The following is an 18,516-nucleotide window of genomic DNA, read 5'->3' on the forward strand; positions in this document are numbered from 1 at the left end:
TTACTTCTCGTCGATGATGCGGACGAGATGGTGAACCTTCTCGATCATGCCGCGGACCGCCGGGGTATCCGGCAGTTCGCTGGTGCGGCCGATCTTGTTGAGCTTGAGCCCGATCAGGGTCGAACGCTGCGAGTGATGGCGGCGGATCGCGCTGCCGGTCTGCTCGACCTTGATCGTCTTTGCGGTCTTGGCCATGGGAGTCTACTCCGAAAAGCTTCCGTTAGTCGGCGGCCGCCTCGGCATCGCCGCCGATACGACGGGACTGGAGGGTGGACACCTTGATGTTGCGGCGGGCTGCGACCGAACGCGGCGAATCCTGGTGCTTGAGCGCGTCGAAGGTCGCGCGCACCATGTTGTACGGGTTCGACGAGCCGATCGACTTCGCCACCACGTCCTGGACGCCGAGCGTCTCGAACACGGCGCGCATCGGGCCACCGGCGATGATGCCGGTACCGGCCGGAGCTGCACGCAGATAGACACGGCCCGCGCCATGACGGCCGGCGATGTCGTGATGGAGCGTGCGGCCCTCGCGCAGCGACACCCGCGTCAGGTTACGCTTGGCGGACTCGGTCGCCTTGCGGATCGCCTCAGGCACTTCGCGCGCCTTGCCGTGACCGAAGCCGGCGCGGCCCTTCTGGTCGCCGATCACGACCAGCGCTGCGAAACCGAAGCGCTTGCCGCCCTTGACGACCTTGGCCACGCGGTTGATGTGGACGAGCTTGTCGACGAACTCGCTGTCGCGCTCCTCGCGCTCCCTGCGTTCACGTCCGCCGCCGCGTTGATCGCGTCCACCACGTTGTTCGCGTTCTGCCATTTTTCTAATCCTTCAGAGACTTACGCCTCAATCCTCAAATTCTGTTAGAAGCTCAGCCCACTCTCACGCGCTGCATCGGCAAGAGCCTTGACGCGCCCGTGATAGAGATAGCTGCCGCGATCGAACACGACTTCCTTGACACCCTTCTCTGCAGCGCGCTCAGCCAGCAGCTTGCCGACCGCCTTCGCCGCATCGATGTCGGCGCCGGTCTTGCCGCCGTCGCGCATCGACTTCTCGAGCGACGAAGCAGAGGCCAGCGTCTCGCCCTTCAGGTCGTCGATGACCTGGGCGTAGATGTGCTTGGACGAGCGGAACACCGACAGGCGCGGACGGCCGCCGGCGGAACGGCGCAGCTTCAGCCGCACACTCCGCTTGCGCCGGGCATTCGTAACCTTGGCTTTCGACATGACCGGCTCCGTTACTTCTTCTTGCCTTCCTTGCGGAAGATGAATTCGCCCACATACTTCACGCCCTTGCCCTTGTAGGGCTCCGGCGGACGATAGGAGCGGATCTCGGCGGCGACCTGGCCGACGCGCTGGACGTCGCTGCCCGCCACCGTGATCTCGGTCGGCTTCGGCACGGTGATCGTGATCCCCTCGGGGATCGGGTAGATCACGTCATGGCTGTAGCCGAGCGCGAGCTGCAGGTTCTTGCCCTGCATCGCGGCGCGATAGCCGACGCCGGTGATCTCGAGCTTCTTCTCGAAACCCTTGGTGACGCCTTCGACCAGATTCGCGACCTGGGCGCGAGCGGTGCCGTAGAGGGCCCGCGCGCGGTTGCTCTCGGTCCGCGGCTTGACCTTGACCTGGCCGTTCTCGAGCTTCACCTCGACGTCGTCGTGGACGACGAACTGAAGCTGGCCCTTCGGCCCCTTCATCTTGACGGTCTGCCCATCGACGGTCGCGGTCACACCCGACGGAACCGCCACAGGCCTTTTGCCAACTCGTGACATGGATGAAAAATCCTTCTCAGAACACCGTGAAGAGGACTTCACCGCCCACATTCGCGTCGCGCGCGCTGTGGTCGGCCATGATCCCCTTCGGCGTCGACAACACCGAAATGCCGAGACCGTTGTTCACCCGCGGCAGGTTCTTCACCGAGGCGTAGACTCTGCGCCCGGGCTTGGAAACGCGCTCAATCTCGCGAATGACGGGCTCGCCGTCGAAATACTTCAGCTCGATCTCGATCTCGCTGCGGCCCGAGGAGTGCTCGAGTGTGGCGTAACCGCGGATGTAGCCCTCGGCCTTCAGAACCTCGAGCACGTTCTCGCGCATCTTCGAGCCAGGCGTGGAAACCTTGGTCTTCGAACGCATCTGCGCGTTGCGGATACGGGTGATCAGATCGCTGATTGGATCGTGCGTAGACATCTAAACGACCCTCCTTACCAGCTGGACTTCACGAGGCCCGGGACCATGCCCTTGGAGCCAAGTTCGCGCAGCGCGATACGGGACAGCTTGTTCTTGCGATAGTTCGAGCGCGGACGGCCCGACAACTCGCAACGCAGGCGGATGCGGGTCGCCGACGAGTTGCGCGGCATTTCCGCCAGCTTCAGCGTCGCGGCGAACCGCTCCTCCATCGGCAGCGTCTTGTCGGCGATGATCGCCTTCAACCGCTCGCGCTTGGCGGCGGCGTTCTTCACCATCCGCTTGCGCCGGTTGTTCTTCTCGACTGAACTTTTCTTTGCCATGCTTGGCTCCTGGGTATCCGCGTTTGAGAGGCTCTAAGTCAGCGTCTCACTGCCGGAACGGGAAATTGAAAGCGGTCAACAAGGCCCTCGCCTCTTCGTCGGTCTTGGCCGTGGTGCAGACGGTGATGTCCATACCGCGGGCTTCCGTGACCTTGTCGAAGTCGATCTCGGGGAAAATGATGTGCTCCTTGATGCCGAGCGAGTAGTTGCCGCGGCCGTCGAAGCTCTTCGGGTTCAGGCCGCGGAAGTCGCGCACGCGCGGCAGCGCGACGTTCACCAGGCGATCGATGAACTCGTACATGCGGGCCTTGCGCAGCGTGACCTTGCAGCCGATCGGCTGGTTCTCACGCAGCTTGAAGGTCGCGATCGCGATGCGCGAATAGGTGACGATCGCCTTCTGGCCGGCGATCTGGGTCAATTCGGCAGCGGCGGTCTCGGCCTTCTTGCGGTCGTTGACGGAATCGCCAACGCCCATGTTCAGCACAACCTTGTCCAGGCGCGGAACCTGCATGACATTCTCGTAACCGAACTTCTCGGTCAGAGCCGTGCGGATCTTCGCGTCATATTCCGCGCGCAGGCGCGGCGTGTAAGCGGCCTCAGCCATCGATCTCAGCTCCCGAGCTCTTGGCGATGCGGACCTTCTTGCCGTCCGCCAGAATCTTGAATCCGACGCGGGTCGGCTTTCCGTCCTTGCCGACATACGCGATGTTGGACAGTTGGATCGGCGCCTCTTTCGAGATGATGCCGCCCTCCTGGGCCTGCGTCTGCTTCTGGTGACGCTTGACCATGTTGATGCCGCGCACCAGCGCGGTGCCGGCGTCGGGGCGAACCTCGAACACTTCGCCGGTGCGGCCCTTGTCGCGGCCGGTCAGCACGACGACCTTGTCGCCCTTGCGGATCTTCGCAGCCATCACAGCACCTCCGGCGCGAGCGAGATGATCTTCATGTGGTTCTTGGCGCGCAGCTCGCGCGGCACGGGCCCGAAGATACGGGTGCCGACCGGCTCGGACTGGTTGTTGATCAGCACGGCGGCGTTGCGGTCGAAACGGATGACCGAGCCGTCGGCGCGGCGGATGTCCTTGCGGACGCGCACCACGACGGCCTTCATCACGTCGCCCTTCTTCACCTTGCCACGCGGAATGGCTTCCTTGATCGACACGACGATGATGTCGCCGATCGTGGCGTAGCGGCGCTTGGAGCCTCCGAGCACCTTGATACACATGACACGGCGTGCGCCAGAATTGTCGGCCACGTCGAGGTTGGTCTGCATCTGAATCATTGATGCACCTCGTCCTCTTTCTCTTTGCGCCAGCCCAGCCGGCGCTCAACATTTCCCTGAAGTCAGTCGGCTAAAGCCAACAGATCAGGCGCTTTTCTTGTGTTCGCCCCGGATCACGACCCAGCGCTTCAACTTCGAAATCGGCTTCGTTTCCTCGATCCACACCATGTCGCCCGGCTTGAACTGGTTGCTCTCGTCGTGCGCGTGGTAGTTCTTCGAACGGCGGATCGTCTTCTTGTAGATCGGGTGCGTGAAGCGGCGGTCGACGCGCACCACGATGGTCTTGGCTTGCTTGTCGCTGACGACCACGCCCTGCAAAGTACGTTTCGGCATCTTCGTAAGCCTCTTACTTCTTCTTCGCGCGCGTCTGCGCGGCGATGGTCTTGATCCGGGCGATGTCGCGGCGGGCCTCGCGCAGGCGCGAGGTGTTCTCGAGCTGCCCGGTGGCGCGCTGGAAGCGCAGGTTGAAGCGCTCCTTCTTCAGGTTCAGGATGGCCTCATCCTGCTGGTCGGGGCTCATCGCGCGGATGTCTTCGATCTTCATCTGTGCCATGGCCATTACTCCGCAATGCGCTCGACGAAGCGCGTCTTGATCGGCAGCTTGGCGGCCGCCAGGGTCAGCGCCTCACGCGCCGTCTGGGTGTTGACGCCGTCGATCTCGAACAGCACCCGGCCCGGCTTGACGCGCGCGACCCACAATTCCGGCGAACCCTTGCCGGAGCCCATGCGGACTTCGGCCGGCTTCTTCGACACCGGAACGTCGGGGAACACGCGGATCCAGACGCGGCCGGCGCGCTTCATGTGGCGGGTCAGCGCGCGGCGGGCGGCTTCGATCTGGCGCGCGGTGACGCGCTCAGGCTCGGTCGCCTTCAGGCCGAACTGGCCGAACGCCAACGTCGCGCCCGAAGACGCAACGCCGTGGATGCGGCCCTTATGCGCCTTCCGGAACTTCGTTTTCTTAGGTTGCATCATGGCTTTAAGCCCTCAAATTCCTGTCTGGCCTTAGGCAGCGGCCGTCTCGCGGCGCTGACGGCCACCGCGATCGCCACTGCCGCCGGTCTCGCCTTCGGCCATTCTCTTGTCCTGGGCCATTGGATCGTGCTCGAGGATCTCGCCCTTGAAGATCCAGACCTTGACGCCGCAGGTGCCGAAGGTCGTGAACGCGGTCGCAACGCCGTAGTCGATGTCGGCACGCAGCGTGTGCAGCGGCACGCGGCCTTCGCGGTACCACTCCATGCGCGCGATTTCCGCACCGCCCAGACGTCCCGAGCAGTTGATGCGGATGCCCTCCGCGCCGAGACGCATTGCCGACTGCACGGCGCGCTTCATGGCACGGCGGAACGCCACGCGGCGCTCGAGCTGCTGCGCGATCGATTCGGCCACCAGCGTCGCATCGAGCTCCGGCTTGCGGATCTCGACGATGTTGATGACGACGTCGGACGAGGTGATGTCCGCGACCCTCTTGCGCAGCTTGTCGATGTCGGCGCCCTTCTTGCCGATCACCACGCCCGGACGGGCCGAGTGGATGGTGACGCGGCACTTCTTGTGCGGACGCTCGATCACGATGCGGGCGACGGCCGCCTGCTTGAGCTCCTTGTGCAGGATCTCGCGGATCTTGACGTCCTCGTGCAGCAGCTTGCCGTATTCCTGCTTGCCGGCGAACCAGCGGGAATCCCAGGTCCGGTTGATGCCGAGACGCAGACCGATCGGATTGATCTTTTGACCCATCGTGTTCTCCTGCGCCCTTAAGCGGCGGCTTCAGCTTCGACCTGACGAACGATGATCGTCAGCTGCGAAAACGGTTTGTATACACGGCCCGAGCGGCCGCGGCCGCGGGCGGCGAAGCGCTTCATCACGAGGCCATTGCCGACGAAGGCCTGCGCCACGACGAGATCGTCGACGTCGAGGTCGTGGTTGTTCTCGGCGTTGGCGATCGCCGATTCCAGGCACTTCTTCACGTCGACCGCGATCCGCTTGCGCGAAAACTGCAGGTCGGCGAGCGCGGCAGACGCCTTCCGGCCGCGAATGAGCTGGGCAACCAGGTTGAGCTTCTGCGGGCTCACCCGCAGCATCCGGGCGACCGCCTTGGCCTCGTTGTCGGCGAGGCTCCGTTCGCGCTTAGGTTTGCTCATCGTTTAATCCTCAAGCCTTCTTGGCTTTCTTGTCGCCGGAGTGGCCATGGAAGGTCCGGGTCGGCGAGAACTCGCCGAACTTGTGACCGACCATTTCCTCGTTCACGGCCACCGGCACGTGCTTCTGACCGTTGTAGACGCCGAAGGTCAGGCCGACGAATTGCGGCAGGATCGTCGAGCGACGGCTCCAGATCTTGATGACGTCGTGACGGCCGGACGCGCGCGCGGCATCTGCCTTCTTGAGCAGAGAACCCTCGACGAACGGGCCTTTCCAGACTGAACGAACCATGTCCGGCGTTCCTTACTTCTTCCGCTTGTGGCGGCTTAGGAGAATGAATTTGTTGGTCGACTTGTTGGTGCGGGTCTTCTTGCCCTTGGTCGGCTTGCCCCACGGGGTGACCGGGTGGCGGCCGCCCGAGGTACGACCTTCACCACCGCCGTGCGGATGGTCGATCGGGTTCATCGCGACACCGCGGTTGTGCGGCCTGCGGCCCATCCAACGCTTGCGACCGGCCTTGCCGATCGAGGTGTTCATGTGATCCGGGTTCGACACCGCGCCGATCGTGCCGCGGCAACGACCGTGCACCAGGCGCTGCTCGCCCGAATTCAGGCGGATGATGACGTAGTCCTGGTCGCGGCCGACGAGCTGGGCGTAGGTGCCGGCGGAACGCGCCAGCTGGCCGCCCTTGCCGATCTTGACTTCGATGTTGTGGATGATCGTGCCGACCGGCATGTTGCCGAGCGGCATGACGTTGCCCGGCTTCACGTCGACGTAATTGCCGGCGATGATCGTGTCACCCACCGCCAGGCGCTGCGGCGCCAGGATGTAGGCCTGCTCGCCGTCCTGATACTTGATCAGGGCGATGAAACCGGTGCGATTGGGATCATACTCGAGACGCTCGACGGTCGCGGGCACGTCGATCTTCTCACGCTTGAAGTCGACCGTACGCAGCGTCTGCTTGTGACCACCGCCGCGGAAGCGCACGGTGATGCGGCCGGTGTTGTTGCGGCCGCCCGAGGACTTCTTGCCTTCGGTGAGCGCCTTGACCGGCTTGCCCTTGTAGAGGGCCGAACGATCGACCATGACCAGCTGGCGCTGGCCCGGCGTCGTGGGATTGAATGTCTTCAGTGCCATCGTCGTACGACCTTACAGACCGGTGGTGACGTCGATCCGGTGACCCTCTTCGAGGGTCACGATCGCGCGTTTGCTGTTCGACTGCGAGCCGATGGTGCCGCGGAAGGCCTTGACCTTGCCCTTGCGGACCAGCGTGTTGACGCTCTTGACCTTGACGTCGAACAGCTTCTCGATCGCTTCCTTGATCTGCGGCTTGGTCGCCTTGGCGGCCACCTTGAACAGCACCTTGTTGTGCTCCGAGGCGATCGTCGCCTTTTCGGTCACGACCGGCGACAGGATCACGTCGTAGTGGCGAGGCTCGATGTTCTTGCTCATTTGAAGCGCGCCTCCAGCGCATCGATGGCGGCCTTGGTCAGAACGAGCTTCTGACGGCGCAGGATGTCATAGACGTTGATGCCCTGGATCGGCAGCACGTCCATGTTCGGGATGTTGCGAGCCGCAGCGGCGAAGCCGTTGTTGAGCTCGGCACCGTCGATGATCAGCGCGTTGGTGAGGCCGAGGCCCGAGAAGTGGCCGAGCAGCGCCTTGGTCTTGGCGGCTTCCAGCGCGGCCTTCTCGATCACGACGAGATCGCCGTCCTTGGCCTTGGCCGAGAGCGCATGCTTCAGAGCGAGCGCACGGACCTTCTTCGGCAGGTCGGTGGCGTGCGAACGCACCACCGGACCGAAGGCACGACCGCCGCCGCGGAACTGCGGCACGCGGGCCGAGCCGTGACGAGCACCGCCGGTGCCCTTCTGCTTGTACATCTTCTTGCCGGTGCGCCAGATCTCGGCGCGGCCCTTGGCCTTGTGCGTGCCGGCCTGGCGCTTGTTGAGCTGCCACTGCACGCAGCGCGCGATGATGTCCTCGCGCGGCTCGAGGCCGAAAATGGCGTCGGACAGCTGGACGGAGCCGGCTTCCTTACCTTCGAGGGTGGTGACCTTCAATTCCATCTCACGCCTCCTGCGCAGCCGGAGCGGCTTCCGCGTCGCCAGCAACCTTGAACTTGCCGGGCTTCGGGGCTTCCTTCGGCAGCGGCTTCTTGACGGCGTCGCGCACGCGGATCCAGCCGCCCTTGGAGCCGGGAACGGCGCCTTCGACGAGGATCAGGCCGCGCTCGACATCGGTCTGGACGACGCGAAGGTTGAGCGTGGTGATGCGATCGACACCCATGTGGCCGGGCATCTTCTTGTTCTTCCAGGTCTTGCCGGGGTCCTGACGGCCACCGGTCGAACCGATCGAGCGGTGCGAGATCGACACACCGTGCGTGGCGCGCAGACCGCCGAAGTTCCAGCGCTTCATGCCGCCGGCGAAGCCCTTACCGACCGAAGTGCCGGTGACGTCGACGAACTGGCCGACGACGAAGTGGTCGGCCTGGATCTCGGCGCCGACCGGGATCATGGCGTCCGCGGTGACGCGGAATTCCTCGACCCGGCGCTTCGGCTCGACCTTGGCGACCGCGAACTGGCCGCGCTCGGCCTTCGGCATGTAAACGGTCTTGCGGCTGCCCGAACCGAGCTGGAGCGCGACGTAACCGTTCTTCTCTTCGGTGCGGTGGCCTACGACCTGGCAATTGCCGAGCTTCAGCACGGTCACGGGGATATGTTCGCCGGCCTCCGTGAAGACCCGCGTCATCCCGACCTTTTGTGCGATCACTCCGGAGCGCATCGGCTTGCTTCCTGTTCTCTTTGTCCGCTTTTGGCGAACGGGATCCAAAATCTTAGAGCTTGATCTCGACGTCGACACCGGCGGCCAGGTCGAGCTTCATCAAAGCATCGACGGTCTGCGGGGTCGGATCGACGATGTCGAGCAGGCGCTTGTGAGTGCGCATCTCGAACTGTTCGCGGCTCTTCTTGTCGACGTGGGGCGAACGGTTGACGGTGAACTTCTCGATGCGGGTGGGCAGCGGAATGGGTCCGCGGACCTGCGCGCCGGTGCGCTTCGCCGTGTTCACGATCTCACGGGTCGACGTATCGAGGATACGATGGTCGAACGCCTTGAGACGGATACGAATGTTTTGGCCGTTCATTGCCGAATCTTTCTTAGTGAGTGGCGAGTAGCGAATAGCGAATAGAAACTATTCGCCACTCGCCATTCCCTATTCGCGTTGTTACTCGATGATCGAGGCGACGACGCCGGCGCCGACGGTGCGGCCGCCTTCGCGGATCGCGAAGCGGAGCTTCTCTTCCATCGCGATCGGCACGATCAGGTGCACTTCCATCGCGATGTTGTCGCCCGGCATCACCATCTCGGTGCCTTCCGGCAGGTGCACGACACCGGTCACGTCGGTGGTGCGGAAGTAGAACTGCGGACGGTAGTTGGTGAAGAACGGGGTGTGGCGACCGCCCTCTTCCTTGGTGAGGATGTAGGCCTCGGCCTTGAACTTGGTGTGCGGCTTGACCGAACCCGGCTTGGCCAGAACCTGGCCGCGCTCGACGTCTTCGCGCTTGGTGCCGCGGAGCAGCGCGCCGATGTTGTCGCCGGCCTGGCCCTGATCGAGCAGCTTGCGGAACATTTCGACGCCGGTGACGGTGGTCTTCTGGGTGGCGCGGAGACCGACGATCTCGATTTCCTCGCCGACCTTGACGACGCCGCGTTCGACACGGCCGGTCACGACGGTGCCGCGGCCCGAGATCGAGAACACGTCTTCAACCGGCATCAGGAACGGCTGGTCGATCGGACGCTCCGGCTGCGGGATGTACTCGTCGACGTTCTTCATCAGCTCGAGGATGGCGTCGTGGCCGAGCTTCTTGTCGGAGTCTTCGAGAGCGGCGAGCGCCGAACCCTTGATGATCGGAATCTTGTCGCCGGGGAATTCGTACTTGGAAAGCAGCTCGCGGACTTCGAGCTCGACGAGCTCGAGCAGCTCCGGATCGTCGACCATGTCGCACTTGTTGAGGAACACGACGAGCGCGGGCACACCGACCTGGCGGGCGAGCAGGATGTGCTCGCGGGTCTGCGGCATCGGGCCGTCAGCGGCCGACACAACCAGGATCGCGCCGTCCATCTGGGCAGCGCCGGTGATCATGTTCTTGACGTAGTCGGCGTGGCCGGGGCAGTCGACGTGGGCGTAGTGGCGGTTCGGCGTCTCGTACTCGACGTGCGCGGTCGAGATGGTGATGCCGCGGGCCTTCTCTTCCGGCGCCTTGTCGATCTGGTCGTACGCGGTGAACGTCGCACCGCCGGCTTCGGCGAGAACCTTGGTGATCGCCGCGGTCAGCGACGTCTTGCCATGGTCGACGTGACCGATGGTGCCGATGTTGCAGTGCGGCTTGGTACGTTCAAACTTTGCTTTGGCCATTTGACTCTCCGTTCAATCGTCAGCTTTCAACCGACGACAATCAGGCAAACTTCTTCTGGACTTCTGCCGACACGTTGGCCGGCGCTTCTGCGTAGTGATCGAACTGCATGGTGAAGGTCGCGCGACCCTGGCTCATCGAGCGCAGATTGTTCACGTAACCGAACATGTTCATGAGCGGCACCATCGCGTTGATGACGTTGGCGTTGCCGCGCATGTCCTGCCCCTGGATCTGACCGCGCCGGGAATTCAGGTCGCCGATGACCGAGCCGGTGTAGTCTTCCGGGGTCACCACCTCGACCTTCATGATCGGCTCGAGCAGGACCGACTTGCCCATCTGCAGCGCTTCGCGGAAGCAGGCGCGCGAGGCGATTTCGAAGGCGAGCGCCGACGAGTCGACGTCGTGATACTTGCCGTCGACGAGCTGCACCTTGACGTCGACCACGGGGAAGCCCGCGACCACGCCGGACGACAGCACGCTCTCCAGGCCCTTCTCGACGCCCGGGATGTATTCCTTCGGCACCGCGCCACCGACGATCTTCGATTCGAACTCGAAGCCCTTGCCGGCTTCGTTCGGCTCGACGATGAACGACACGGCCGCGAACTGGCCGGTACCGCCGGTCTGCTTCTTGTGGGTATAGCTGTGCTCCACCCGCTTGGTGATGCGCTCACGGAACGCCACCTGCGGCGCGCCGATGTTGGCGTCGACCTTGTAGGTGCGCTTGAGGATGTCGACCTTGATGTCGAGGTGGAGTTCGCCCATGCCCTTGAGGATGGTCTGGCCGGACTCGTGGTCGGTCGACACGCGGAAGGACGGATCCTCCGCGGCGAGCTTGGCCAGCGCCACGCCCAGCTTCTCCTGGTCGGCCTTGGACTTCGGCTCGATCGCGATCTCGATGACCGGCTCGGGGAACTCCATCTTCTCCAGGATCACCTGCTTGTCGGGATCGCACAGCGTGTCACCGGTGCGCGCTTCCTTCAGACCGGCCAGCGCGACGATGTCGCCGGCATAGGCTTCCTTGATGTCCTCGCGGTTGTTCGCATGCATCAACAGCATGCGCCCGATCCGCTCCTTCTTCTCGCGGGTCGAGTTCACGACGCCGGTGCCGCTCTGCAGGATGCCGGAATAGATGCGGCAGAAGGTGATGGTGCCGACGAACGGGTCGTCCATGATCTTGAACGCGAGCAGCGCCAGCGGCTCCTTGTCGTCCGCCTTGCGCACGACCTCGTTGCCCTTGTCGTCGGTGCCCTTGATCGCGGGCACGTCGAGCGGCGACGGCAGATAGTCGACCACGGCGTCGAGCAGCGGCTGCACGCCCTTGTTCTTGAAGGCCGAGCCGCACAGCACGGGATAAAACGCGCCGGTCAGCACCGCCTTGCGGATCAGGCGCTTCAGGGTCGCCTCGTCCGGCTCCTTGCCATCGAGATAGGCGGCCATGGCATCGTCGTCGAGCTCGACGGCGGCTTCCACCATCTTCTCGCGGTATTCCTTGGCCTGGTCGACGAGGTCTTCCGGAATGTCGACATAGTCGAACTTGGCACCGAGCGACTCGTCGTTCCAGACGACGCCCTTCATCTTCACGAGGTCGACAAGACCCTTGAAGTTGTTCTCGGCACCGATCGGAAGCTGGATCGCGACGGGCTTGGCGCCCAGACGGTCGACAATGTCCGCCAGACACTTGAAGAAGTCGGCACCGATCTTGTCCATCTTGTTGGCGAAGACGATGCGCGGAACCTTGTACTTGTCGCCCTGGCGCCAGACGGTCTCGGTCTGAGGCTCGACGCCCTGGTTGGAGTCGAGCACGCAGACGGCGCCGTCGAGCACGCGGAGCGAACGCTCGACTTCGATGGTGAAGTCGACGTGACCGGGCGTGTCGATGATGTTCAGGCGCTTGCCGTTCCAGAACGCGGTGGTCGCAGCCGAGGTGATCGTGATGCCACGCTCCTGCTCCTGCTCCATCCAGTCCATCGTCGCGGCACCTTCGTGCACTTCGCCGATCTTGTGGCTCTTGCCGGTGTAATAGAGGATGCGCTCGGTCGTCGTGGTCTTGCCGGCGTCGATATGCGCCATGATACCGAAGTTACGGTAGTCCTCGATGGCATGTTGGCGGGGCATGGGTCGTTCCTTGCGAGTCCGAGTGTGTCGCCGTTACCAGCGGTAGTGCGAGAAGGCGCGGTTGGCTTCCGCCATGCGGTGCACGTCTTCGCGCTTCTTGACGGCGTTCCCCCGGTTGTTCGATGCGTCCAAGAGCTCCGCCGAGAGCCGCTCGGTCATGGTCTTCTCGTTGCGCTCGCGCGCAGCCGCGATCAGCCAGCGAATGCCGAGCGCCTGCCGGCGGGTCGAGCGGACCTCGACCGGAACCTGGTAGGTCGCGCCGCCGACGCGGCGGGAGCGGACCTCGATGGTCGGCATGACGTTCTCGAGCGCCTGCTCGAACACGCCGAGCGGGTTCTGCTTGGTCTTAGATTCGATGATGCCGAACGCACCATAGACGATGCCTTCCGCAACCGACTTCTTGCCGGCGTACATCACCGAGTTCATGAACTTCGTGACGATGATGTTCCCGAATTTCGGATCCGGAAGAACTTCGCGCTTTTCCGCAGAGTGGCGACGAGACATAGGCTTGGTTCCCGCTTACTTCGGACGCTTGGCGCCGTACTTCGAACGACGCTGCTTACGGTTCTTGACGCCCTGGGTGTCCAGAACGCCGCGGAGGATGTGATAGCGCACGCCCGGCAAGTCCTTGACGCGGCCGCCGCGGATCATGACCACCGAGTGCTCCTGGAGGTTATGGCCCTCGCCAGGGATGTAGCCGATCACCTCGAAGCCGTTGGTCAGGCGCACCTTGGCAACCTTACGAAGCGCCGAGTTCGGCTTCTTCGGGGTCGTGGTGTAGACGCGCGTGCAAACACCACGCTTCTGCGGCGACTGCTGCAGCGCCGGCACCTTCTTGCGCGACTTCTGCACTTCCCGCGGTTGAGCGATCAGCTGGTTGATCGTCGGCATACTGGCCTTCACCCTTTTTCTGCCGCGGCCCCTCTCGGGTCCGCTGTCTTGCCGCGGCCCGTCACCGGGTCCGCAAATTCTGCTCGAGCTACCCGCCCGAACGGGCCGCCTGGCGCGAAAGACCCGCGCAAAGCGAAATTGCGCCAACCGCTCCATCAACGAGCGGAAAGCGCTTCGACGCCACAGAGGACCGCAGTCTCGAAGCCGTTCAGCGTAACGCCGCGGCCCGCGCACTGAGGTCATGCATCCGAATTCGATCTCAAGAGAACGTGCTCGAGAGAACTAAAGTCGCACTGGCATTGCCTAGCTATGATCGACAGCGTTTGAGCGGCATTCGTCGAGGTTGGTGCCCGTCTTTGCGACCCCTGGCAGATCTAGTCTTTGGGGATCAACGGGTGGCCCGTTCCGACGCTGGCGATGCTCACCGCCTGTCGTTAAGTGAGGCGCTTTCTATAAGTGGGAATCGGTCAAGTCAAGGTGAAACGACAGTCACAAAGCGCTTCATGCGCCTGCAAAAAATCGCCTCTTCGCCGCCTCCCCGCGCCTGCCTGATATAGGACCGAGGCGACTGACCTGCCAGATCTGAGAACAATTATACCCGGGTTTAATGTAGTTTTATTACCAAACTGAGGGGCTTTTTTCCTGCCTGCGCTCAGTTTGTTGGCTGGTGGCCGGTCTACCAGCTTTTCCCGGCCCGCCGCGATGCCCGGTGTGACGCGGCTTCAGCCCGGACTGGTCGATCCGCGAATGGCTCTTGCCCCAAACCATCCGTGCGAAAAAACGCGGCGCGCGGCGGCCGAACGCCTTGCATCAGAGAATCGACGAGTCGACGCTGAACCGCGCGTTGCCGTGAGACGAGACGATCAGACGCGGCCGCTCGAAGCTCACCGCCCGCGGTTACTCCTCCTCGTCGTCCTCATCGTCATCGAGGTCTTCGTCCTCGTCGTCATCATTGCGGTCGGCGTCGGCGTGAGCTGCCGCGCCATGGGGCTGGTGGATCTGGTCGTTCCACAGCTTGCGATAGGTGCCATTCTTGGCGAGCAACTCGGCATGGGAACCGCGCTCGATCGCCCTGCCCCCTGAAATCACGATGATCTCGTCCATCTCGACCACCGAGGTCAGGCGGTGGGTCGACCAGATCATGGTGCGACCCTTGGCGACCCTGAGCAGCGTGCGGTTGATTGCGGCCTCGGTGGTCTGGTCCAGCGCCGAAGTTGCTTCGTCCAGCAGCAGCACGGAGGGGTTGCGGATGATCGCGCGCGCGATCGCAATGCGCTGGCGTTGGCCGCCCGACAGCGTGTCGCCGCGCTCGCCGACCGGCGTGTCGTAGCGCTGCGGCAGGCTCATGATGTAGCGGTGGATCTCGGCCTTCTTGGCCGCCTCCTCCACCTCCTCGTCGGTTGCGCCCTCCTTGCCGAGCCGGATGTTCTCGCGGATCGACATGTTGAACAGCATGTTCTCCTGGAACACCACCGCCATGCTCCGGCGCAGCGAGTCCAGCGTCACCTTGCGGACGTCGACCCCGTCGATGGTGACGCGGCCTTCGTCGGGCACGTAGAGCCGCAGGATCAAATTGAGCAGCGTGCTCTTGCCGGAGCCGCTCGGACCGACGATCGCGATGCGCTTGCCGGCATCGAGCTTGAGGCTGAGATTGTCCAGCACCGGCGTCTGACTGCCCTCGTACTGGAAGGTGACGTGATCGAAGGTAATGTCGTGGGTGATGCGCGGCAGATCGGGCGCGCCCGGCCGATCGGCGCTGCGGGTCGGCTCGTCGAGCAACTCCTGGATGTGGCGGATCGCGGCGGCCGAGGAGATCGACACCGGGATGAAATGCATCACATGGGCGATGTTGTAGGAGACCTCCCAGAACGCGCTCTCGAAGGTGACAAAGGTGCCGATGGTGATATGGCCCTTGGTCGCCAGATACGCGCCGATCGCGAGCACCACAAGGTGCAGGAGGAGCACCGAGATGGTGACTGTCCGCTCCACCATGGTCGAGAGGAATGTGGCCGAGGCCATCTTGTTGCGGGTCTCGTCGTTGCGCAACCGGAAGAAGCCGAACATCTTGCGTTGCAGGCTGAACGCCTTGATGACCGCCTGGGCGGCCACGTTCTCCTGGACTTGGCCCAGCAACGCCGATTCATTGAGCTTCTGTTCGTAATTGGCCTGCACCGCCTTCGGCGTCAGGATCCGCGGGCCGATCAGCGTGATCGGGAACACCAGCAGCGCGACGACGGCGAGCTGCCAGTTGAGGAACAGCATCAGGATGATGCCGGCGATCAGCTCCAGGAACGGCAGCGCGGCACTGTTGGCGAACGTCTTGACCGAGCCTTCGAAGGCCGAGAGATCGACCGAGAAGCGCGACAGGATCTCGCCGCGCCTGGTGCGGCCGAAATAGGCGGCGGGCAGGTCCTGGACGTGCTCGAACAGGCGTGTGCGGACATCGGAGATGATGCAAGCGGCAAGTCGCGCGTCCCAGCGTTCGTACCAGACTGCAACGATCGAGGTGAAAATGCCGGCGACGGCGAGCACGCCGAGGATCTTATAGAGCGCCTGAAAATCCTCCTCGCCGAGCGCATCGTCGATCAGGAACTTGAGGCTGAGCGGCATGATGACGTTGAACAACGTCTCGACCACGACGCCGAATGCCACGAATGACAGCATCCGCTTGTAGTTGGAGAGATAGGGCTTGACGAACCCGACAATGGTCGCAAGGGCCCCGGCGGCTTCGCGCGCGGTAAAGACGACGAGGTCCTCGTCCTCATCGTCCTCGTCGAGCTCCAGCTCGTCATCCCCCTCGTCTTCGGCGTCCTCGTCGTCCTTGAGATCCGGCTTGGCAGCGTCGGCGAGCTTGCCATCGAGCCCGGCCGCCTCCTCCGCGGCGAGCTTCTGTTGATCGGGAGATAGAGGCTTGTCGCCAGGCAAGAAAGGCTTGGATGCCATGAAACCAACCGATGCTGACGGCCGGCATGACCGCAGAGAACGCAGGAAATAGCGGCAACCGCTATTGCACCGATTCTATGCGATCAAGATGAATTCGGCAAAACAATTGGCGAATTCGGTTGGCGTCCCCCAGGCTAGTCCTCGTCCTCGACCTTGTCGAAGAAGGAATAGCGCAAGCTGTCCGCGTCGGCGTACCACTGCCCCGGCCCCTTGTTGGCGGCGAGCGTCGCCTCCCACAGCGCATCGGTGCAATCCTTGCGGTGCATCGATAGGTCGAAGCCGTTGCCGAAGAACAGTTCGGACCATTCCCACCAGGTGCCGAGCTTTTTGACTCCGCGCAAGAGGTCGTAGCGGTCGATCAATGCCGGCGCCATGTCCGAGGTGATGGAGCCGAACACGAGGCCGGTCTTGACCACGCGGTTGAGCTCGCGGATCGCGCGGACCACTTGCTTCGGGGAAACGTGGCAGAGGCTGGTCTCGAACACGAAGTCGAACGTGCCGTCCTTGAACGGCATGTCGGTGATCGTGCCGAGCTTGTTGTACTTCTTCAGCGATTTCGGCGTCCTGGCGTGGATCGCGCGGTTGTTCTCGATTCCCCATGCATCGATGCCGCGATCGCGCAGGGCGCCGACCAGTTCGCCGCTGGCGGAGCCCGCGACCAGCAGCTTGGCGCCCGCCGCCCTGCCCCAGACGATGCCGATCAGCTTCGTCAGGTAGTCGGGATCGGTGAAGTGCCGCCACGCCTGATGATAGGGGCCGAGACCGCGATAATTCTCGAAATATTTGCGATCGATCTTGTCCGAGAGCGGCTTGTCGTCCTGCGCGCGCTGGCGGCGCAGGCGCATCATCTCGGTCAGGATGATGTCGGTCGCCGCGTCCGAGGAATCGAGGAGGCCGTTGAGCGTCGAATCGAACAGATAGTCGCCAACCACCACGATGCCGGGGTGCTCCTTCGGCTCGGGCCGGTGATTGGTCATGACGTCGCGCGCGGGCAAACCACCAGGCAGCGCGTTCACCGAGGACAGCCAGCGGTGGATCTTGCCTTCCATGAAGTGCAGACGCGCATCGCCGAGAGAAGCTGGGAGCGATTTCAGGGCGGCCTCGATCAGCTCCTGGTCCGACAGATTGGCAAAAGCCAGCGCATCGGAGCCGGGAATGAGCCAGTTCAGAACACCATGCTTGCCGACGTCGTGACGTGCGCCCTCGTTGTAGACGCAGCAGCCGCCGAAGGCTTCCGACATGAACCAGGCGCCCGGAATCTTGTCGCCCCAGAACGGCTCGTCGAACAGGATCGAGACGCGCAGATAGTGCGCGGGCCGGTCGAAATAGGCGACGTGCTTGACCATCGACCTGCGCAGCTGCTCGCCCTCCCAGCCGAGAGTGGCGAGCCAGGAATGCGGCAGGCAGACCAGCACGAGATCGAAGTCACGGGTCTCCGGCCCCTTGCCGTTCATCATCTTGAGCTGATACCGGCCGGTCGGCGCCCTGCCGACGGTGAGCACGCGGTGATTGAGCTGGATGTCGGCATTGACCTCCGACTGCAGGCATTCGATCAGCTGCTCGTTGCCGTTCTGGATGGAATAGAGGCCGATATAGCCGTCGACGTCCATCAGATAGTTCTTGAGCGCGTTGAGCCCGTTGGTGTTGTGGCTCTCGGTCGCGATGTCGGAACGCGCCATCACCTTGAAGAAGCGCTTTGCGGTGACGTCCTCGACCTCCTCGTCGAGCACCTGCTCGGCGGTCTTGTAGGCCCAGGGATGTTCGTTGTCGTGCGCGCCGACGCCCTCGTAATATTCCACCGGCGACATCACCTCGGCGCAGCGCTTGCGGAAGGCTTCGATCGCGGCGGCAGTCCTGGCGCCGTATTTGCGGCGCATGCCGGGAACGTCGTTGAGCAGCTCACCGCCGAACTGCACCTGCTCGGCATCCATCGGAATGGTCTGAAGGCCGAAATGCTGGATCAGCTCGCGCAGCGGGTCCGGGCCCGTCATCGAGTAGTCGTAGATCTCGGCAACGCCGGCCTCGTACATCGCGGGCGCCGAATCGAACTTGCGGGTGGCGATCTTTCCGCCAAGCCTGTCGGAGGCCTCGTAGATGGTGACGCGGCAGAGGTCGCCGAGCTTGCGCTTCAGGTACCAGGCGCTCATCAGCCCGCCGGGGCCGCCGCCTACGATTGCGAGATCAAGCATGAGAGTTCCGTGGTCTTCCGGCCCTGCCCCCTTGGCGGGACCACCGGTCTAAG

Annotated in this window: 26 protein-coding genes; all 26 read right to left on the reverse strand. The window is 63.4% G+C overall.

The genetic code is table 11. The annotated features are described in order from the left end of the window. Window positions 1-195, reverse strand: coding sequence for a 50S ribosomal protein L30 (gene rpmD / locus I6F09_RS05275; protein ID WP_225147670.1), 195 nt, complete (start codon window positions 193-195; stop codon window positions 1-3). Window positions 196-220: 25 nt separating this feature from the next. Beyond that, window positions 221-814 carry a 30S ribosomal protein S5 gene (gene rpsE / locus I6F09_RS05280; protein ID WP_025036985.1) on the reverse strand — a complete coding sequence of 198 codons (594 nt, stop codon included), beginning with the start codon at window positions 812-814 and terminating at the stop codon, window positions 221-223. 44 nt (window positions 815-858) lie between these two features. After that, window positions 859-1,221: a 50S ribosomal protein L18 gene (gene rplR, locus I6F09_RS05285; protein ID WP_024342458.1), complete on the reverse strand. Its 363-nt coding sequence runs from the start codon at window positions 1,219-1,221 to the stop codon at window positions 859-861. Between the two features lie 11 nt (window positions 1,222-1,232). Beyond that, window positions 1,233-1,766 (reverse strand): 50S ribosomal protein L6, encoded by a 534-nt coding sequence (gene rplF, locus I6F09_RS05290; RefSeq protein WP_225187624.1) that lies wholly within the window; start codon window positions 1,764-1,766, stop codon window positions 1,233-1,235. A 16-nt stretch (window positions 1,767-1,782) separates the two neighbouring features. After that, complete coding sequence (gene rpsH / locus I6F09_RS05295) at window positions 1,783-2,181, reverse strand: 30S ribosomal protein S8 (protein ID WP_024342456.1); 399 nt, start codon at window positions 2,179-2,181, stop codon at window positions 1,783-1,785. Between the two features lie 14 nt (window positions 2,182-2,195). Next, entirely contained in the window at window positions 2,196-2,501 is a 306-nt protein-coding gene (gene rpsN, locus I6F09_RS05300; protein WP_028137018.1) for a 30S ribosomal protein S14, read from the reverse strand. A gap of 46 nt (window positions 2,502-2,547) precedes the next feature. Next, window positions 2,548-3,105: a 50S ribosomal protein L5 gene (gene rplE, locus I6F09_RS05305; RefSeq protein ID WP_025036988.1), complete on the reverse strand. Its 558-nt coding sequence runs from the start codon at window positions 3,103-3,105 to the stop codon at window positions 2,548-2,550. Further along, the gene (gene rplX / locus I6F09_RS05310) at window positions 3,098-3,412 is read right to left on the reverse strand and encodes a 50S ribosomal protein L24 (protein ID WP_011088142.1); all 315 of its coding nucleotides are present in this window, start codon (window positions 3,410-3,412) and stop codon (window positions 3,098-3,100) included. Before rplX ends, rplE begins: the two co-directional genes overlap by 8 nt. Beyond that, window positions 3,412-3,780, reverse strand: coding sequence for a 50S ribosomal protein L14 (gene rplN, locus I6F09_RS05315; RefSeq protein ID WP_007603030.1), 369 nt, complete (start codon window positions 3,778-3,780; stop codon window positions 3,412-3,414). Before rplN ends, rplX begins: the two co-directional genes overlap by 1 nt. 84 nt (window positions 3,781-3,864) lie before the next feature. After that, on the reverse strand, window positions 3,865-4,113 hold the full coding sequence (rpsQ, locus tag I6F09_RS05320; protein ID WP_024342452.1) for a 30S ribosomal protein S17: 249 nt from the start codon (window positions 4,111-4,113) through the stop codon (window positions 3,865-3,867). A gap of 13 nt (window positions 4,114-4,126) precedes the next feature. Continuing rightward, window positions 4,127-4,333, reverse strand: a complete 207-nt coding sequence (gene rpmC / locus I6F09_RS05325; RefSeq protein ID WP_025036989.1) for a 50S ribosomal protein L29 — start codon at window positions 4,331-4,333, stop codon at window positions 4,127-4,129. A gap of 5 nt (window positions 4,334-4,338) precedes the next feature. Further along, window positions 4,339-4,752 carry a 50S ribosomal protein L16 gene (rplP, locus tag I6F09_RS05330; RefSeq protein ID WP_008136349.1) on the reverse strand — a complete coding sequence of 138 codons (414 nt, stop codon included), beginning with the start codon at window positions 4,750-4,752 and terminating at the stop codon, window positions 4,339-4,341. A 30-nt stretch (window positions 4,753-4,782) separates the two neighbouring features. Then, on the reverse strand, window positions 4,783-5,508 hold the full coding sequence (gene rpsC / locus I6F09_RS05335; RefSeq protein ID WP_036011029.1) for a 30S ribosomal protein S3: 726 nt from the start codon (window positions 5,506-5,508) through the stop codon (window positions 4,783-4,785). A gap of 17 nt (window positions 5,509-5,525) precedes the next feature. Continuing rightward, the gene (rplV, locus tag I6F09_RS05340; RefSeq protein WP_008549264.1) at window positions 5,526-5,912 is read right to left on the reverse strand and encodes a 50S ribosomal protein L22; all 387 of its coding nucleotides are present in this window, start codon (window positions 5,910-5,912) and stop codon (window positions 5,526-5,528) included. A gap of 10 nt (window positions 5,913-5,922) precedes the next feature. Further along, complete coding sequence (gene rpsS, locus I6F09_RS05345) at window positions 5,923-6,201, reverse strand: 30S ribosomal protein S19 (RefSeq protein ID WP_008136357.1); 279 nt, start codon at window positions 6,199-6,201, stop codon at window positions 5,923-5,925. A gap of 12 nt (window positions 6,202-6,213) precedes the next feature. Beyond that, window positions 6,214-7,047: a 50S ribosomal protein L2 gene (gene rplB / locus I6F09_RS05350; RefSeq protein ID WP_024342450.1), complete on the reverse strand. Its 834-nt coding sequence runs from the start codon at window positions 7,045-7,047 to the stop codon at window positions 6,214-6,216. A gap of 12 nt (window positions 7,048-7,059) precedes the next feature. Continuing rightward, entirely contained in the window at window positions 7,060-7,362 is a 303-nt protein-coding gene (locus I6F09_RS05355) for a 50S ribosomal protein L23 (protein ID WP_025036992.1), read from the reverse strand. Continuing rightward, on the reverse strand, window positions 7,359-7,979 hold the full coding sequence (rplD, locus tag I6F09_RS05360; RefSeq protein ID WP_018647243.1) for a 50S ribosomal protein L4: 621 nt from the start codon (window positions 7,977-7,979) through the stop codon (window positions 7,359-7,361). Before rplD ends, I6F09_RS05355 begins: the two co-directional genes overlap by 4 nt. Before the next feature lies 1 nt (window position 7,980). Continuing rightward, window positions 7,981-8,694, reverse strand: a complete 714-nt coding sequence (rplC, locus tag I6F09_RS05365) for a 50S ribosomal protein L3 (RefSeq protein ID WP_025036993.1) — start codon at window positions 8,692-8,694, stop codon at window positions 7,981-7,983. A gap of 52 nt (window positions 8,695-8,746) precedes the next feature. Further along, window positions 8,747-9,055 carry a 30S ribosomal protein S10 gene (rpsJ, locus tag I6F09_RS05370; RefSeq protein WP_002712302.1) on the reverse strand — a complete coding sequence of 103 codons (309 nt, stop codon included), beginning with the start codon at window positions 9,053-9,055 and terminating at the stop codon, window positions 8,747-8,749. An 81-nt stretch (window positions 9,056-9,136) separates the two neighbouring features. After that, a complete protein-coding gene (gene tuf / locus I6F09_RS05375) occupies window positions 9,137-10,327 on the reverse strand; it encodes an elongation factor Tu (protein ID WP_025036994.1) in 1,191 nt (396 codons plus the stop codon). Between the two features lie 40 nt (window positions 10,328-10,367). Further along, window positions 10,368-12,440, reverse strand: a complete 2,073-nt coding sequence (fusA, locus tag I6F09_RS05380; protein WP_036011022.1) for an elongation factor G — start codon at window positions 12,438-12,440, stop codon at window positions 10,368-10,370. Window positions 12,441-12,473: 33 nt separating this feature from the next. After that, a complete protein-coding gene (gene rpsG / locus I6F09_RS05385; protein ID WP_018647239.1) occupies window positions 12,474-12,944 on the reverse strand; it encodes a 30S ribosomal protein S7 in 471 nt (156 codons plus the stop codon). 15 nt (window positions 12,945-12,959) lie between these two features. Next, entirely contained in the window at window positions 12,960-13,331 is a 372-nt protein-coding gene (rpsL, locus tag I6F09_RS05390) for a 30S ribosomal protein S12 (RefSeq protein ID WP_007603006.1), read from the reverse strand. Between the two features lie 897 nt (window positions 13,332-14,228). Further along, on the reverse strand, window positions 14,229-16,274 hold the full coding sequence (locus I6F09_RS05395) for an ABC transporter ATP-binding protein (RefSeq protein WP_225187625.1): 2,046 nt from the start codon (window positions 16,272-16,274) through the stop codon (window positions 14,229-14,231). Between the two features lie 134 nt (window positions 16,275-16,408). Continuing rightward, on the reverse strand, window positions 16,409-18,463 hold the full coding sequence (locus I6F09_RS05400) for an FAD-dependent oxidoreductase (protein ID WP_225187626.1): 2,055 nt from the start codon (window positions 18,461-18,463) through the stop codon (window positions 16,409-16,411). Between the last annotated feature and the right edge of the window lie 53 nt (window positions 18,464-18,516).

The sequence above is a fragment of the Bradyrhizobium sp. IC3195 genome (assembly GCF_020193585.1).
Lineage (GTDB): Bacteria > Pseudomonadota > Alphaproteobacteria > Rhizobiales > Xanthobacteraceae > Bradyrhizobium > Bradyrhizobium yuanmingense.